Source organism: Lysobacter sp. 2RAF19 (assembly GCF_052115395.1).
Taxonomy (GTDB): domain Bacteria; phylum Pseudomonadota; class Gammaproteobacteria; order Xanthomonadales; family Xanthomonadaceae; genus Noviluteimonas.
Genome location: NZ_JBFRGO010000001.1, coordinates 925,415 through 940,859 on the forward strand (window position 1 = coordinate 925,415; position 15,445 = coordinate 940,859).

Genomic DNA, 15,445 nt, shown 5'->3' on the forward strand with positions numbered 1-15,445 from the left:
TTACGCGCGGTGGTACGGGTGATTCGCGAGCATCGCATTCGCCCGATACAACTGCTCGGCCAACACCAGGCGAACCAACATGTGCGGCAAGGTCAGCGGGCCGAGGGACCACGTGTCGTCGGCCCGCGCGATCACTTCACTGGCGTGGCCTTCGGGCCCGCCGATCAGGAAACACAGATCGCGCCCTGCGCCGCGCCAGGTTTCCATGCGCTGCGCGAGTTGCTCCGAACTCCACGTGCGCCCGCGTCCATCCAGCGCGACGACGAAAGCGCCTTTGGGGATGGCGGCCAGAACGCGTTGGCCCTCCTCGAAGGTCGCGCGCGCGGCGTCGCGGCCCTTGCCGCGCACGCCGGGTTCGATTTCGACCAGGTCCAGCGGCAGCCAGTGCGACAGCCGTTTTCGATATTCGGCGAATCCGTCGGCGACCCACGCGGGGGCGCGTTCGCCGACGGCGATGAGTTTTGCCTTCATCGCCGCGACGTGCGCAAACGCACGCCTTGCTTACTCGGCGCGGCCGGTGGCCAGCGCGTCTTCCTCTTCCGGCGGCTGGTCGCCGACGGTCCACAGGCGCTCGAGCGCATAGAACTCGCGCACGCGCGGCAGCATCACGTGGACCACGACATCGCCCAGGTCGACCAGCACCCATTCGGCCTCGCGCTCGCCTTCCACGCCGAGCGGCATGCAGTCGAGTTTCTTGGCGTGACGCACGACTTCGTCGGCGATCGACTTGACGTGGCGGGTGGAGGTACCGGAGGCGATGACCAGGTGGTCGGTGACGCTGGTCTTGCCGCGGACATCGATCTCGACGACGTCCTTTGCCTTGAGCTCCTCGACGGCGTTGCGCACGTGTTGGAGGAGGACGTCTGCCGGCGGCGGCGGATTGGGAAGGCGGGTCTTGATGACTTGCGCGGCAGTGGTCAAGGGCAGCTGGGCTCGTTGGAGACGGAGGGATTATACGAGGCGCTCGCGGCCGGCAGGCGTGAAACTGTCGGCATCACGAGCGCAAGCGTCCGTAAAGCCCCGACTGGCGGATGAATGCGGCCACCGGCGCCGGCACCCAGTCTTCCCAGCGCGGATCGCCGGTGGCGATTCGGCGACGCAGTTCGGTGGACGACTCCGGCCGTTCCGCGCCGAGGCGGAATTGCGCGAAGCCACCGGCCGGCAGTGCATGCAGTTGCGCAGGCACGCACCAGCGCGGTGCGAGCTCGGCGTGGACGGCCGGCGCGCGCGCGGCCAGGGCCTCCTGGTCGATGGGCGCCCCCGGTCGGTCGATCGCAAGCAGATGGCCCAGTTCGAACAATTCGCGCCAGCGGTGCCAGGTGTCCAATTCGAACACCGAGTCCCCACCCACCATCCACACCAGCGGTGCATGCGGCCCGTATTCGGCGCGCAACTCGCGCAGCGTGTCGACGGTGTAAGACGGCCCCGCGCGACGCAATTCGCGACGATCCACGACCAGGCCTGATTCGCCCTCGATCCCCAGGTCGAGCATGTGCGCGCGTTGCGCCGCATCGGCGTGCGTCGGTCCCTTGTGCGGGGGATCGGCGGCGGGCAGCAGGTGCACGTCGGCATGCAACGCATCGCGCACCGCGCGTGCAATGAACAGATGACCGGTATGGACGGGATCGAAGGTGCCGCCGTAACAGAGGACGAGCGGCGTCACGCGTCAGCCCAGCAGGCGCAGTGCGCGAGGATCGGCGACGGCGAGCAGCACGCGTTCGAGCGCGAGCCACGCATCGTGCGGATCGCGCCCCCATTGCGGGCGGCCCTTCGCGATGCGGTCCACGCGCCCGGCTTCGGCGGCGAAACGCTCCCAGCGCGCGGCGTCGTGGCGCTTCAATGCACGCGTGTATGCGGCCTGCTTCGAATCCCAGATGCGCTGCGCCTTGAATTCGGCCTGCAGGTTTCCGCCGCGGGCCGCCACGCGCGCCAGCGCCGCCGCACGCGCCAATTCCATCGCGACCATGCCGAGCAATGCAGGCACCGCTTCGCCTTCGCCGCGCAAGCCGTGCAGCATGCGCGAGACCTGTGCGGGCTGGCCGTTCATCGCCGCATCGACCAGACGGAACACGTCGTAGCGCGAGGAATCGGACACCAGCGATTCCATCGTCGCCACATCGAGCGTGCGCCCTTCGGCGAGCAGCGACAGCTTGTCGATTTCCTGCGCAGCCGCGAGCAGGTTGCCTTCGACGCGGTCGGCCAGTGCCTGCACCGCGTCGCGGTCGGCGCGCAAACCGCGCGCACGCATGCGCGCGTCGATCCATCCGTTGAGCTCGTGCGGTTTGACTTGCCACGCGATCAGTTGATGGCCGATGCGCGCAAGCGCTTCGCTCCACTTGCCGCCGTGTTGTTTGCTCCAGTCGCCGGCGGTGACGAGCAACACCACGTCGGGCGGTGGATCGTTGGCGAATCGGGTGAGGATCTCCGCGCCGTCCTTGCCCGGCTTGCCGCCGGGCATGCGGATTTCGACCACGCGCCGCGCGGCGAACAGGCCCGGCGCCTGGAAGGCGGCGGCCACGCTGTCCCAATCCGGGTCGCGGCCTTCGATGTCGTAGACCTCGCGGTCGCCGATGCCCTGCTCGCGCGCGGCGGCGCGCACGGCATCGGCGGCTTCCAGCACGACCAGCGTTTCGGGCCCCGCGATCAGGTACGCAGGCCGCATGGGCTCGGAGGCGAGTTGCGCCGCGAGCCGATCGGGCCTCAGCTCGGCCATCGCGTCAGGATTGCGGCGTGGACGTCGTGGACGCCGAAGCCGGGGCCGTGGGCGTCGTGGACGACGAAGGCGGCGGGGTCGTGCGCACGCCGTTGTGGATTTCGGGGCGCGTGACGTTCAACGCGGCGCCGACGCGACGCAGGATGGCCGTCGACATTTCGCGGCGCAGTTCCTTGGCGAGCAGTTCGCGCTCGGAGGTCGCGCCGACGGCATCGGCCGGCGGTGCGACGTAGTCGCGCGAGAGTTCGACGGCCTGTTGCGGCACCACGACGTTCCCGGCCTGGTCCAGCAGCGCGAAGATCACGGCGTAGCGCAGGCTGAATTCCTGGGCGCGGCCGCGTTCGTCGATGCTGATCGGGGTATCGCCCCAGCGCTCGGAGATGATCTGCAGGGTGGTCGAGGGTTGCGCGGGGTCGGTCGCGGGGATCGCGCCGGCGCGGGTCATCTGGTCGGCCAGCGATTCGGCCAGGGGGCTGTAGGGGTCGGGCGACACCACGCGCACGGGGTTGAGTTCGACCGGCAGCGTGAGTGCATTGCGCAGGTGGAATCCGCAGGCGCTGCACAGGGCGACGAGCGCCAGCAGCATCGTGGTTCGGACAAGCGTGGGGGGCATTCGCATGGAGGCCAGTCTGGACGAGGGAGGCTGCGGTGGGCAAGGCCACCGCAGGGAACGTCAGGCCGAAGCCACGATGTTGACGATCTTCCCGGGCACCACGATCACCTTGCGCACCGTCTGGCCTTCGAGGAAGCGCGCGACCGCGGGCTCGGCGAGTGCCGCGGCCTCGACGAAGTCCTTCGATGCATCGGGTGCGACGTCGATGGTCCCGCGCAGCTTGCCGTTGACCTGGATGGCGAGCGTCAGGGCATCGCGCTTGAGCGCATCGGGGTCGGCCTTCGGGAAGGGGATGTCTTCCAGCAAGGTTTCCGGATGGCCCAGGGCCTGCCAGAGCGCGTGGCTCACGTGCGGCGTCACCGGGTTGAGCAGCAGCACCATCGCCTGCAGCGCTTCGTGGCGCACGGCGCGGCCCTGGTCGCTCATGTCGGTGAATTTCGACACGTGGTTGAGCAGTTCCATCAACGCGGCGATCGCGGTGTTGAAACTGTGGCGGCGGCCGTAGTCGTCGCCGACTTTCTGGATCGTTTCGTGCAACTGGCGACGCAGGGTTTTCTGCGCGGCGTCGAGCGACGCGGGTGCGACTTCCGGATGATCCGGTTGCGCGACATGCGTCGTCACTTCGCGCCAGAAGCGGCGCAGGAAACGCGCCATGCCTTCGACGCCCGCTTCGTTCCATTCCAGCGATTGCTCGGGCGGTGCGGCGAACATCGAGAACAGGCGCACGGTGTCGGCGCCGAAGCGGTCGACCATCGCCTGCGGGTCGACGCCGTTGTTCTTGGACTTCGACATCTTCTCGACGCCGCCGATGTGCACCGGCTTGCCGTCGGCCTTGAAGTGCGCGCCGGTGATGCGGCCGCGTTCGTCGCGCTCGGCGTCGACGTCGGCCGGATTGATCCACTCCTTCGAGCCATCGGCGTTGTCGCGGTAATACGTCTCGGCGATCACCATGCCCTGGCAGAGCAGGTTCGTCGCCGGTTCGTCGCTGTGCACCATGCCCGCGTCGCGCAAAAGCTTGTGATAGAAGCGGAAATACAGCAGGTGCAGGATCGCGTGTTCGATGCCGCCGATGTACTGGTCGACCGGCGTCCAGTAGTTGGCGCGCGCATCGACCATGTCGGCCGCGCCCGGCGAGGTGTAGCGCGCGTAGTACCAGCTCGACTCCATGAAGGTGTCGAAGGTGTCGGTCTCGCGTTCGGCCGCGCCGCCGCACTGCGGGCACGAGGTCTTGCGCCATTCCGGATCGGCCTTGATCGGCGATTGCACCCCGGAGAACGCGACGTCTTCCGGCAGCACGACCGGCAACTGGTCTTCCGGCACCGGCACCGCGCCGCACTTGGCGCAATAGATCACCGGAATCGGGCAACCCCAGTAACGCTGGCGGCTCACGCCCCAGTCGCGGAGGCGGAAGTTCACCCGGCGCGTGCCGTGGCCTTCGGCCTCGAAACGCGCGGCGATCGCCTCGAAGGCCTCGTCGTAATCCATGCCGTCGAATTCGCCGGAATTCACCAGCAGGCCGCGCTCGGTGTACGCGCCCTCTTCCTGGATCTTGCGCTCGAATTCCTGGATGACTTCGACCGCGGCGCGCGTTTCGTACAGGTCGGCGCTGCCGCCGTGCAAGGCGGCGTCCATCGGATCGTGCTGCATCGGCGCACCCGACGCGATTTCCACGACGGCATCGCGCACCTGCGGCGGCACGATCACCATGCGGATCGGCAGGCCGTAATGGCGCGCCATTTCCCAGTCGCGCTGGTCGTGGCCCGGCACGGCCATCACCGCGCCCGTGCCGTAATTCATGAGCACGAAGTTGGCGACGTAGATCGGCAGCGGCTCGCCGGTGACCGGATGCAGCGCGCGCAGGCCGATGTCGCGGCCGCGCTTGGCTTGCGTTTCCAGTTCGGCTTCCGACACACCGCCGTGGCGGATGTCTTCGATGAACTCGGCCAGCGAAGGATCGCTCGCGGCCGCCTGCTTGGCGAGCGGGTGCTCGGCGGCGATGCTGATGAAGGTCACGCCCATCAGCGTGTCGGGGCGCGTGGTGAACACGTGCAGCTGTTCGTCGCTGCCGTCGACCTTGAACGCGAATTCCAGGCCTTCGCTGCGGCCGATCCAGTTGCGCTGCATCGTGCGCACCGCGTCGGGCCAGCCCGGCAGCGCGTCGAGACCGTCGAGCAATTGCTGCGCGTAATCGGTGATGCGCAGGAACCACTGCGGGATCTCGCGCTTCTCCACGAGCGCACCCGAACGCCAGCCGCGGCCGTCGATCACCTGCTCGTTGGCAAGCACCGTCTGGTCCACCGGATCCCAGTTGACGATCGAATTCTTGCGATACGCCATCCCCTTCTTCATCAAACGCACGAACATGCGCTGCTCGTGCACGTAGTAATCGGGGCGGCAGGTGGCGAATTCGCGCGACCAGTCGATCGCGTAGCCCATCGTGCGCAGCTGGTCGCGCATGTGGTCGATGTTGGCGTAGGTCCACTTCGCCGGCGCGGTGCGGTTCTTGATCGCCGCGTTCTCGGCGGGCAGGCCGAAGGCGTCCCAACCCATCGGTTGCAGCACGTTGCGGCCGTTCATGCGCTGGAAGCGGCTGATGACGTCGCCGATCGTGTAATTGCGCACGTGGCCCATGTGCAGGGCGCCCGAGGGGTACGGCAGCATCGACAGGCAGAAGAACTTCGGCCGGGGGTCGTTTTCCGTCACTTCGAACGCGCGGCGGTCGGACCAGAAGCGCTGGGCGGCGGCTTCGAGGGTGCGGGGGTCGTAGGCAGGCGCGTCGGGGGCGGCGGACATCGGTCGTTTGCACGGACAATAGTGGGCCGGAGAGCCTATCAGACCGGCGATACTGCCGGCATGGACCTCGACCTCACCTGGACCGGCTATGTGGCCGCCACGCTCACCACCCTGTGCTTCGTGCCGCAGGCGGTGAAAATCCTCCGCACCCGCGATACCCGCAGCATTTCGCTGCACATGTACGTAGTGTTCACCATCGGCGTGGGGTTCTGGCTGGCCTACGGGATCGCGCTGCATTCGTGGCCGATGATCGTGTCGAACACCATCACGCTGGGGCTGTCGGCGGCGATTTTGGGGATGAAGTTGCGCTGGGGATGAGGTTTCAGGGTTTTCTGACACTGCAGTGCGTAGTTCACCGACTGCGATGGAAGCGGCCGAACCGGAGGATGTGGACACACCCAACAAGGAGTGTTCCATGCGCCACACCGATTCCCGCAGCTTCGCTTTCGTCCCGGCCCTGCTCGTCGCCGGTTGCCTGACTTCGCCCACGGCCGCCGCCACCTCCGGCACGATCTCCTTCGACGGCCAGATCACCGACGCCACCTGCGACGTCAGCGGCGGCACCACGGGCACGCCGTCGTTCGCCGTCCGGTTGCCCATCATCAGCACCAACCAGCTGGGGCCCGGCGACGTCGCCGGCCGCACCAACTTCCGCATGGCCCTGTCCAATTGCCAGTTCGTCGCCAACGGCGTGCGCGTGTTCTTCGAAGGCGGCCCGACGGTCGACCCCGCCTCGGGCACGCTCACCACCAGCCTGCCCGACGTCAACCTCGCGCTGTTCAACGGCGACGGCACGCAGATCGCGGTCGGCAGCGAAACACAGCGCGACGACAACACGCTCTACCAGACCTTCGACACCATGGATTACCAGGTCGCCTACCAGAACGTCGGCGCGGCCGGTGCCATGGCCGGCGTGGTGACGACGAGCGTCGTGTACTCGCTGCACTATCCGTGAGCATCGTGGTTCGCATCGCATCCTGCGGGATCGCGCTGCTGGCGTTCGCGTTCGCGCCCTGCGCGCACGCGGGCGTCGTGCTCGACAACACGCGCGTCGTCTTTCCCGGCGACGCGCGTGATGTCACGGTGCGCCTGAGCAACCGCCATGCGCATCCGGTCCTGGTCGAAGCATGGGTGGAATCGCCGATCAGCGCGGCGCAAATCCCCTTCGCGCCCGACCCGCCGCTGTTCCGCATCGATCCGGGCAAGGGGCAAACCCTGCGCCTGCATCGTTTGCCCGGCGCGCTGGCGCCGGATCGCGAGACCTTGTTCTGGCTCAACGTACTCGACGTACCACCGGATCCGCCGGCGGAAGCCGATGCGTCGACGATGAAGATCGCCCTGCGCACGCGCGTGAAGCTGCTGCATCGGCCGAGCGATCTGCCCGGCTCCCCCGGTCGGGCGCCGGCCGCATTGCAGTGGCGCGTGCTCGACGATGCGCGCCTGGAGATCGACAACCCCACGCCCTATCACGTCACCATCGCGCGCATCGCCGACGGTGAGTCCTGGGATGTGCTCGGCGAAATGGTTCCACCATTCGCCAGCACCATCGTGCGGCCGAAGACGGCGCGTCGCAGCGGTCGCATCATCTTCGAAGCGATCAACGACCTGGGCGGGCGCGATCGGTTCGAGAGTGCGTTGTCGGAAGCGCAGGCCCGGTGATGCGCGGCACGCCGGCCTTCGCGCTCGCGTTCGCTTGCGCGGCCGTGCACGCAGGCGAACCGGCCTCGCCGCACGTGCGGTTCGACGCCACGATGTTGCGCCATGCGCGCGACGTGGACGTCTCTGTGTTCGAAGCGGGCCAACCCGTGCGAGCGGGCGTGCATGACGTCGAAGTTTGGCGCAATGGCGTACCGCTGGGGCGGCGCCGCGTGCGCTTCGACGGCGCAGAGGCAGCGCCCTGCTTCGACGCGGGCTTCGTCGAATGGGTGGGCGTGGACATCGCGCGCCTTGCCGACTTCGCCAATCGCGGCAGATCTGCGCAGGCGGCGTGCCCGACGATCGATGCGCTGCATCCCGCTGCGAACGCACGCTACGTGCCCGGCGATTTCGCGCTGCACGTGTCGATCCCGCAGGCCTTGCTGGCCGAGAGAAACGCGACGATCGACGCCGCCCCGCCCGATGCCGGAATCACCGCCTTCCGCCTCGGATATGGCGCAACCCTGCTGCGATCCGAGATGGAAGGCACGCAAGCCTTCGACCGCGCGAGCCTGCGCCTCGACGCCGGCATGAACGCGGGGCCATGGCGCTTGCGCCACCGCAGCGCGCACCTGTGGCGTCCCGCGCAGGGTCGCGAGAGCGACACGCTCTCCGCGCACCTGGAACGCGATGTCCCGCGCTTCGACGCACGCCTTACGCTCGGCGACTTCCATGCCAACGGATTGCTGTTCGATCCGGTCGCGCTGCGCGGCGTCCGCTTCCAATCCGACGACCGCATGTTGCCGGCATCGCAACTGCGCACCGCCCCCGTCATCCGCGGCGTCGCAGATACCAATGCGCGCGTGCAAGTGCGACAGTCAGGGCGCTTGTTGTTCGATACGGCGGTGCCGCCGGGGCCTTTCGCGCTCGCCGACGTCCAACCACTCGGGCGCGGCGGCGATCTCGACGTGCGCATCGTTGAAGCCGATGGTCGCGTGCGGACCTTCGCGGTTCCTTACGCGGCGATGCCGGGAGTGCTGCGCGCCGGGCGGAAGCGATTCGGCCTGGCCGCGGGTTGGCTGTCGGACATCGACCGATGGGATGCACCCGTCGTGGCGGGGGCGCTCGAATCGGGCGTGCAGGATCGCGTCACGTTGCGTGCGGCGGCGCTGGCCACGACGGGTCACGCGCAAGCGTTGGCGGGCGTCGCGTTCGCGTCGCTCGCGGGCGCCTTGTCGATCGACCGCCTGCACGCGCGCACCGCGCGCGACACGGGGCTGGCCCGCGGCGCCGCGACGCGCGCGGCCTTCACGACCGACATGGCGGCCGCGCGCACGACCTTGCAGATCAGCGCGACCTCGACCCCGACCGCCTACCACTCGCTGCGCGAAGCGCGCCACGCGCCCGACGCACGCCGCGAACGCCAGCGCTTCGACGCCACGCTCCAGAAATCATTTCGCGACCGGCGGCATGGGCTGCACCTATCCATCGTGGATCGTCGCTTCCACGCCATCGGCGGCCCGCAACGCAGCGCGCGTTTCGGCTGGTCGATTCCCACTGCGCGCAGCGGCGCGGTGCTGAATGCCTCCATCGAGCACACACGACGGATCGCCCATCGCGCGACCAACGACGCGGTGTTGTCGCTCACCCTGCCCCTGCGCTTCGGCGATGCGGGGAACATCGCGTTCGCCCATGCGCACGTGCGCGCAGGGCCGGAGCGGCTCGACGTGCAATCGGGGGTCGGCGGCGTGCTGCGCGATCGCAATGCCTGGAACCTCGGTGTCTCGCGGGCCGGGGATGCGCGCGGCGGTGCGACGACGACGAGCGCTTCGATCGGGCACGCCGGGCGCGCGGGTCGCATCGACGCGGGACTGAGCCTGTCGCCCGCGGTGCGCCAGGCAACGCTGACGGCCGAAGGCGGCGTGCTCGCGCATGCGCACGGCGTCACCTTCGGTCCGACGCTCGGCGACACCATCGCCCTCGTGCGCGCCGATCACGGCGCCGGCGCGCACGTGCTGCAGGCGCCCAACGTGCGCCTGGACCGGCGCGGACGTGCGCTCGTGCCGCAGTTGTCGCCCTATCGGCGCAATCGCGTGGGCATCGAAGTGGGCGGCATTTCGACCGACGTGGCGTTCGATTGGACCGAGCGCATCGTCGTGCCGCGCGCGGGCGCGATCATCGATGTCCCGCTCGCCAGCAGCTTTCGCCCGATGCACTTCGTGCGCATCGACATCGGCGAGGGCCGCGCGCCGCCGCTGGGCGCGCGCGTGGTCGATGCGTCGGGGACGACGCACGCGCTCGTGGGCCGCGATGGGCTCGCGCGCGTTCCGATGCAGGCATCGGCCTGGTTCATCGAGGGCCACCCACAGCCCTGCACCGTCGGGCCGGCATCGTCCGACGGCATCCCCGTCGCCACCTGTCCGGCCTCACCGGGCTGATGCGCGCCTTGCGTCGAACACACCCCACGCCACGCACGCAAGCCACCCCAACCACGCAACGATCCCGATGCGCTGCCCCATCGCCGGCGCACCCGGCACCGCGACGAACATCGCGAACGCCAACACCAGCGCAGCGACAAACGCGGTCGCGAATCGCAAGGCCACCTGCCCGCGCCACGCCACCGCCAGGAGCACGCTTCCCGCGACGAACGCGATCCACCACACGGTCCACGCGGCCGTGTTGAGCTTGCCCACGCCATATTCCAGGCCCCGGGTCGCATCGACTGGCAGCACGCCCTGCGCGGCGAAGGCGAGTGCCGCGAACGCGCACAGCGTCCAGCCCACGCCCAGCACGCGGCTGTCCGCATCGCGCGCGCGATCGGCGATCGACAGGCGCACCGTCGCCGCCCACGCGAGCAACCCCGGCAGCAGGAAGCCGAACAGATCGAACGCCCACCAGCGCGGCACGCCGCGCGCGCCGAGCAGCGCGACGGGATGGATCGCGTGGGAAAACCCGTGCAGCGCCGCGCCGAACCCCAGCAATGCAGCGATGAAGCCCAGCAGCGACAGGGCCGTGAGCAGGCGGACGGAGGGCAGGCGTGCAGGCGGAGTGGATGGGGTGTGCATCCGCACATGCTAGCGTGCGGGCTTGCCGCGCCGCGGGGGCGTCCCCATCTGTGGCGCATCCACTCTTCGACGATCGCCATGGCCACCACCGCTTCCCCGCACGTTTTCGACGCCACCGCCGAAACTTTCGAAACCGACGTTCTCCAGGCGTCGCTGCAAACGCCCGTCCTCGTCGATTTCTGGGCCGAGTGGTGCGGCCCGTGCAAATCGCTCGGCCCGATCCTCGAAAAGCTCGCGGCCGAATACAACGGCGCCTTCCGCCTGGCGAAGGTGGATGTCGACAAGGAACAGCAGCTCGCCGCCGCTTTCCAGGTGCGTTCGATCCCTACCGTGTATCTGGTGAAGGACGGCCAGCTCGTCGACGGTTTCCCGGGCGCCCTGCCCGAAGGCCAGTTGCGCGAATTCCTCACCCACCACGGCATCGCGCCCGGCGCGCCGCAGGATGAAGTCACGCAAGACGTCGCGCCCGAGCCGCCGGCCGATCCGCACGCCGAAGTGATGCGCCTGCGCAAGCTGGCCGAAACCGAAACCGACAAGCCCGAACATCGCCTCGACCTCGCGCTCGCCCTGCTGCAAACCGGCAATGCGCACGAAGCCGAACAACTGCTCGACGGCCTGCCCGCCAACCTCGCGCAGGACGATCGTGCCGTGCGTGCACGCGCGCGTCTGGGCTTCGCCGCGTTGTTGAAGGACGCGCCCGCGCCGCAAGTCCTGGAAGCGGCGATCTCCAGCGATCCGAAGGACCTGCGCGCGCGCCATCTGCTCGGCGTGCATCGCATCGTCGCCGGCGATGCCGAAGCCGGGCTCGAACAATTCCTCGAAATGCTGCGGCTGGATCGCAGCTTCGACGATGGCCTGCCGCGCAAGGCGTTGATCGATGCGTTCCAGGTCGTCGACGATGCCGAACTCGTCGGCCGCATGCGCCGCCGCATGGCCTCCCTGCTGCTGGTGTGACGTATGCACGGGTGACGCGCATCACCCAACGACCCTGCGCGTCACGCTGCGACGCACAACGTCGCGTGAAGACCCCCTTCACGCGCCCCGGTGCATGAACCCATCAGGAATGCGGCCGCCAACGGTCTCCCCGCCGCTGGCTGGTCGTGTTGCGCCAGCGTATTCTTCCGCCACGGAACAGGGGACCGTCAACAATGAGCGTGGATACGTCGTCGCCATCCGACGCCGCCAGTGCGCTGCCGCGCATCGCAGGCTTTCGCCTGTTGCGCGAGATCGGCCAGGGCGGCATGTCGACGGTGTACCTCGCCGAGCAGATTTCGCTGGGCCGCAAGGTCGCGCTCAAAGTGATGCTGCCCGAGGCGCTGACCGATGAAGTCAGCCGCCGCCGCTTCGAGAACGAAGCGCGCACCATCGCCCGCCTCGACCATCCCAACATCGTCGGCATCTACGAAGTCGGCCGCACCGCCGACGACCTGCCCTTCTACGCGATGCCTTACCTGGCGCGCGGGCACCTCGGCCAGCGCATCGCGCGGCAGGACGGCCGCACGAAGGATCAATCGCGCGTCATCGCCACGCTGCGCTCCCTGCTCGAAGCCCTCGACTACGCGCACGTGCGCGGCGTGGTGCATCGCGACGTCAAGGCCGAGAACGTGTTGTTCGACGACGCCGAGCGCCCGCTGCTCGCCGACTTCGGCATCGCGCTGCGCAAGGGCATCAACCCGCGCCTGACGATGACCGGCCTGGCCGTCGGCAGCACCGCCTACATGCCGCCGGAACAGGCGCGCGGCGAAGAAGTCGACAGCCGCGCCGACCTGTACAGCATCGGCGTGCTCGCCTGGGAAATGCTCACCGGCATGCTGCCGTACAACGCCGCCGACGCGCTGTCGATGGCGGTGATGCACGCCAAGGATCCGATCCCGCGCCTGCCCGCCGAATTGATGCATTGGCAGCGCTTCATCGACAAATCGCTCTCGAAGTCGCCGGCGACCCGATTCCGCAGCGCGCAGCAAATGCTCGAAGCGCTCGATCGCATCGAACGCGGCGGCTTCTCCTTCGCGGCGGTGTTCGCCAACTTCGCGCAACTGTGGCGCCGCACGCGCCTGATGCCGAAACCCTTGCTGATCGGTGGCGGCCTGCTGTGCGCGGCGATGATCGGCGTGGCCTCGCAGCACGATGCCGGCGGCGACGACTTCTTCCGCGTCGAAACCCTGCCCGAAATCCGCAAGCCCGTCGTGCCCGAAGTGGTCGAACGCATGCTGCAGCCGCCGCCGGAATCGCCGGCGCAGCAATGGGTCACCTCGGCCGAACAACAACTCGCCGCGCGCAAGCTCACCGCGCCGCAGGGCGACAACGCCTACGACAGCGTGCTCGCCGCGTGGGATGCCGATCCGGCGCACGCGGGTCTGCCGCCGCTGGTGGTGGGTGTGCTCGGCTCGCTCGGCGACGAGATGGCGATGCGCCTGCGCCGCGGCGATGCCGATCGTGCGCGCGACTACCTGCAGCGCGCGACGCAATTCGCCGATCGCACCGCGCCGCTCGGCGCCGAAGCCTTGCACGGCATCCACGAGAAAGCCGCCGACGCGCTGCGCAAGCGCATGGAGGCCGACGAGAAGGACCGCAACCGCAAGGACGCACTCGCCACCGCCGCGCTCGCCAACGAGTTCGCCGGCGACCAGGCGCTCGGCGATACGCTGCGTGCGCGCGCCGAAAAGATCACGGTCGCCAGCGCCGCCACGCCGGAAGCGGAGATCATCGCCGGCACCGGCGGCGCGTCCGCGCCACCGACGCTGCGCACGCTGACGCGCGCCGAATACGCGCGCTTCGTCGCCGCCACCGGCCGCGAATCGGCGCTGTGCCGCGAACGCATGTCGCTGTTCCGCATCGTCAAGCCGCGCACTTGGCGCGAACCGGGCTTCGAGCAGTCCGACACGCAACCGGTGGTCTGCATCTCCTACGAAGATGCGCAGGCGTATGCGCATTGGGCCAGCCGCAACGGGACCAAGGTGCGCCTGCCGACCAGCAGCGAAGTCGGCGCCTCGCCCTCGCAGACCGGCGCACGCAACTACGCCACGTGGCTGCGCGACGGGTCGGTCGCGGGCACGGGTTGGCGCGGGCCGAAGCCGCGTGCGATCGAACGCGAGCGCGGTTACGACGATGTCGCCGTGAAGTTGGTACACGACTGACGGCGCCGCGCCCCATAATGGGCGCCATGCGCAAACCCTCCACCCGTCCCAGCCTCCGCCGGTTGTTCATCACCGGTGTCCTCACCCTGTTGCCGATCTGGCTGACGTGGGTCGTCGTGAAGTTCGTCTTCGTGATGTTGTCCGACATCAGCCGGCCCCTCATCGGCCCGCTGCTGGCCGGCATGGCCAGCGGGAATCCGTCGCTGGGTTGGCTGGCCGCGTCCTGGGTGCAGACGGCATTCGCGCTGCTGGCCACGCTCGCGGTGATCCTGATGTCCGGCGTGATGGCGCGCGTGGTCGTCGGGCAGACGCTGCTGCGTTGGTTCGAACGCCTGGTGCAACGCATTCCGCTGGCGAACACGATCTACGGCAGCGCGCGGCAGTTGCTCAACATCCTGCAGACCAAACCCGACGGCACGCAGCGCGTGGTGCTGATCGACTTCCCGCACAACGAGATGAAGAGCATCGGCTTCGTCACGCGCGTGATGCGCGAGGAAGGCACCGGGCGCGAACTGGCGGCGGTGTACGTGCCCACCACGCCCAACCCCACGGGCGGCTATCTTGAAATCGTGCCGGTGGAAAAGATGACGCCGACCGACTGGACCGTCGACCAGGCCATGAGTTTCATCATCTCCGGTGGTGCGGTGTCGCCGGATTCGATTCCCTTCGCGCCACCGCCGCGCGCCCCTGCCGACGCCTGATGCATCCCAATCCCCTTGCCGACCGGGCCACGCGCCTTTTCATCGCGCTGTCCGCGTTCTTCTGCGTCAACGCGGTGCTCGCCGAATTCATCGGCGTCAAGATCTTCGCGCTCGAAGACACGCTGGGCATCACGCCGTTCCAGTGGAACCTGTTCGGGCAGACCGGCTCATTGAGTTTCACCGCGGGCACGTTGCTGTGGCCGATGGTCTTCATCTTCACCGATGTGATCAACGAGTTCTTCGGCAAGCGCGGCGTGCGCATGATTTCGTGGATCGCGGTGGTGTTGATCATCTATGGCTTCGCCTTCGCCTTCGCCGCGATCTCGCTCGCGCCGGCGAGTTGGTGGGTGTCCGCGGCGCAGTCGCAAGGCGTGCCGGATTACCAGAAGGCCTTCGCCGCGGTGTTCGGGCAAGGCCTGTGGACGATCGGCGGTTCGGTGATCGCCTTCCTGATCGGCCAGTTGATCGACGTCTCGATCTTCCATCGCATCCGCCTGCGCACGGGCGAAAAGCACATCTGGTTCCGCGCCACCGCATCGACCGCCGTGTCCCAGCTCGTCGACAGTTTCGTGGTGCTCTACATCGCCTTCGTGATCGGGCCGCAGCACTGGTCGATGTCGCTGTTCCTGGCGGTGAGCACCGTCAACTACGCCTACAAGATGCTGGCGGCCATCGTGTTGATTCCCTTGATCTACGTGCTCCGGCAGGCCATCACGTCCTACCTGGGTGAATCGCGGGCACATGAATTGCGGGAAGCCGCCGCGGCCTGACCCGGCCCGTGACCTTCG

15 protein-coding genes are annotated in these 15,445 nt (G+C 68.5%); 8 read left to right on the forward strand and 7 right to left on the reverse strand.

Going from position 1 to position 15,445, the window contains the following annotated elements:
• The 6 genes from rlmH to leuS form a co-directional block, all read right to left on the reverse strand.
• Window positions 1–471: a 23S rRNA (pseudouridine(1915)-N(3))-methyltransferase RlmH gene (gene rlmH, locus AB4059_RS04500; protein ID WP_498976978.1), complete on the reverse strand. Its 471-nt coding sequence runs from the start codon at window positions 469–471 to the stop codon at window positions 1–3.
• Window positions 472–501: 30 nt separating this feature from the next.
• Window positions 502–921, reverse strand: a complete 420-nt coding sequence (gene rsfS, locus AB4059_RS04505; RefSeq protein WP_498976980.1) for a ribosome silencing factor — start codon at window positions 919–921, stop codon at window positions 502–504.
• Window positions 922–994: 73 nt separating this feature from the next.
• Window positions 995–1,663: a nicotinate-nucleotide adenylyltransferase gene (gene nadD, locus AB4059_RS04510; protein WP_498976983.1), complete on the reverse strand. Its 669-nt coding sequence runs from the start codon at window positions 1,661–1,663 to the stop codon at window positions 995–997.
• Between the two features lie 3 nt (window positions 1,664–1,666).
• Window positions 1,667–2,713 carry a DNA polymerase III subunit delta gene (gene holA, locus AB4059_RS04515; RefSeq protein ID WP_498976985.1) on the reverse strand — a complete coding sequence of 349 codons (1,047 nt, stop codon included), beginning with the start codon at window positions 2,711–2,713 and terminating at the stop codon, window positions 1,667–1,669.
• Window positions 2,714–2,717: 4 nt separating this feature from the next.
• Window positions 2,718–3,332, reverse strand: coding sequence for an LPS-assembly lipoprotein LptE (locus AB4059_RS04520; RefSeq protein WP_498976987.1), 615 nt, complete (start codon window positions 3,330–3,332; stop codon window positions 2,718–2,720).
• Window positions 3,333–3,386: 54 nt separating this feature from the next.
• Complete coding sequence (gene leuS, locus AB4059_RS04525; protein WP_498976989.1) at window positions 3,387–6,119, reverse strand: leucine--tRNA ligase; 2,733 nt, start codon at window positions 6,117–6,119, stop codon at window positions 3,387–3,389.
• A 60-nt stretch (window positions 6,120–6,179) separates the two neighbouring features.
• Between leuS and AB4059_RS04530 the strand changes: the two genes are divergently transcribed.
• From AB4059_RS04530 to AB4059_RS04545, 4 genes are all read left to right on the forward strand, one after another.
• Window positions 6,180–6,437, forward strand: a complete 258-nt coding sequence (locus AB4059_RS04530; protein ID WP_498960267.1) for a SemiSWEET transporter — start codon at window positions 6,180–6,182, stop codon at window positions 6,435–6,437.
• A gap of 97 nt (window positions 6,438–6,534) precedes the next feature.
• Complete coding sequence (locus AB4059_RS04535) at window positions 6,535–7,074, forward strand: fimbrial protein (RefSeq protein ID WP_498976991.1); 540 nt, start codon at window positions 6,535–6,537, stop codon at window positions 7,072–7,074.
• Window positions 7,071–7,778, forward strand: a complete 708-nt coding sequence (locus AB4059_RS04540) for a fimbrial biogenesis chaperone (protein WP_498976993.1) — start codon at window positions 7,071–7,073, stop codon at window positions 7,776–7,778. The genes AB4059_RS04535 and AB4059_RS04540 overlap by 4 nt, the downstream gene beginning before the upstream one ends.
• Window positions 7,778–10,192: a fimbria/pilus outer membrane usher protein gene (locus tag AB4059_RS04545; RefSeq protein WP_498976995.1), complete on the forward strand. Its 2,415-nt coding sequence runs from the start codon at window positions 7,778–7,780 to the stop codon at window positions 10,190–10,192. Before AB4059_RS04540 ends, AB4059_RS04545 begins: the two co-directional genes overlap by 1 nt.
• On the opposite strand, the gene AB4059_RS04550 is transcribed toward AB4059_RS04545, so the two are convergent.
• Window positions 10,181–10,819, reverse strand: a complete 639-nt coding sequence (locus AB4059_RS04550) for a DUF998 domain-containing protein (protein ID WP_498976997.1) — start codon at window positions 10,817–10,819, stop codon at window positions 10,181–10,183. The two genes, AB4059_RS04545 and AB4059_RS04550, sit on opposite strands and share 12 nt — an antisense overlap.
• 78 nt (window positions 10,820–10,897) lie before the next feature.
• On the opposite strand from AB4059_RS04550, the gene trxA reads away from it, so the two are divergent.
• The 4 genes from trxA to AB4059_RS04570 all read left to right on the forward strand — a co-directional run bounded on the left by trxA (window position 10,898) and on the right by AB4059_RS04570 (window position 15,427).
• Window positions 10,898–11,773 carry a thioredoxin gene (trxA, locus tag AB4059_RS04555; protein ID WP_498976999.1) on the forward strand — a complete coding sequence of 292 codons (876 nt, stop codon included), beginning with the start codon at window positions 10,898–10,900 and terminating at the stop codon, window positions 11,771–11,773.
• A gap of 194 nt (window positions 11,774–11,967) precedes the next feature.
• A complete protein-coding gene (locus AB4059_RS04560) occupies window positions 11,968–13,956 on the forward strand; it encodes a bifunctional serine/threonine-protein kinase/formylglycine-generating enzyme family protein (protein WP_498977001.1) in 1,989 nt (662 codons plus the stop codon).
• Window positions 13,957–13,982: 26 nt separating this feature from the next.
• Window positions 13,983–14,657, forward strand: coding sequence for a DUF502 domain-containing protein (locus tag AB4059_RS04565; RefSeq protein WP_498977003.1), 675 nt, complete (start codon window positions 13,983–13,985; stop codon window positions 14,655–14,657).
• Window positions 14,657–15,427: a queuosine precursor transporter gene (locus tag AB4059_RS04570; protein ID WP_498977005.1), complete on the forward strand. Its 771-nt coding sequence runs from the start codon at window positions 14,657–14,659 to the stop codon at window positions 15,425–15,427. Before AB4059_RS04565 ends, AB4059_RS04570 begins: the two co-directional genes overlap by 1 nt.
• Window positions 15,428–15,445 lie beyond the last annotated feature (18 nt).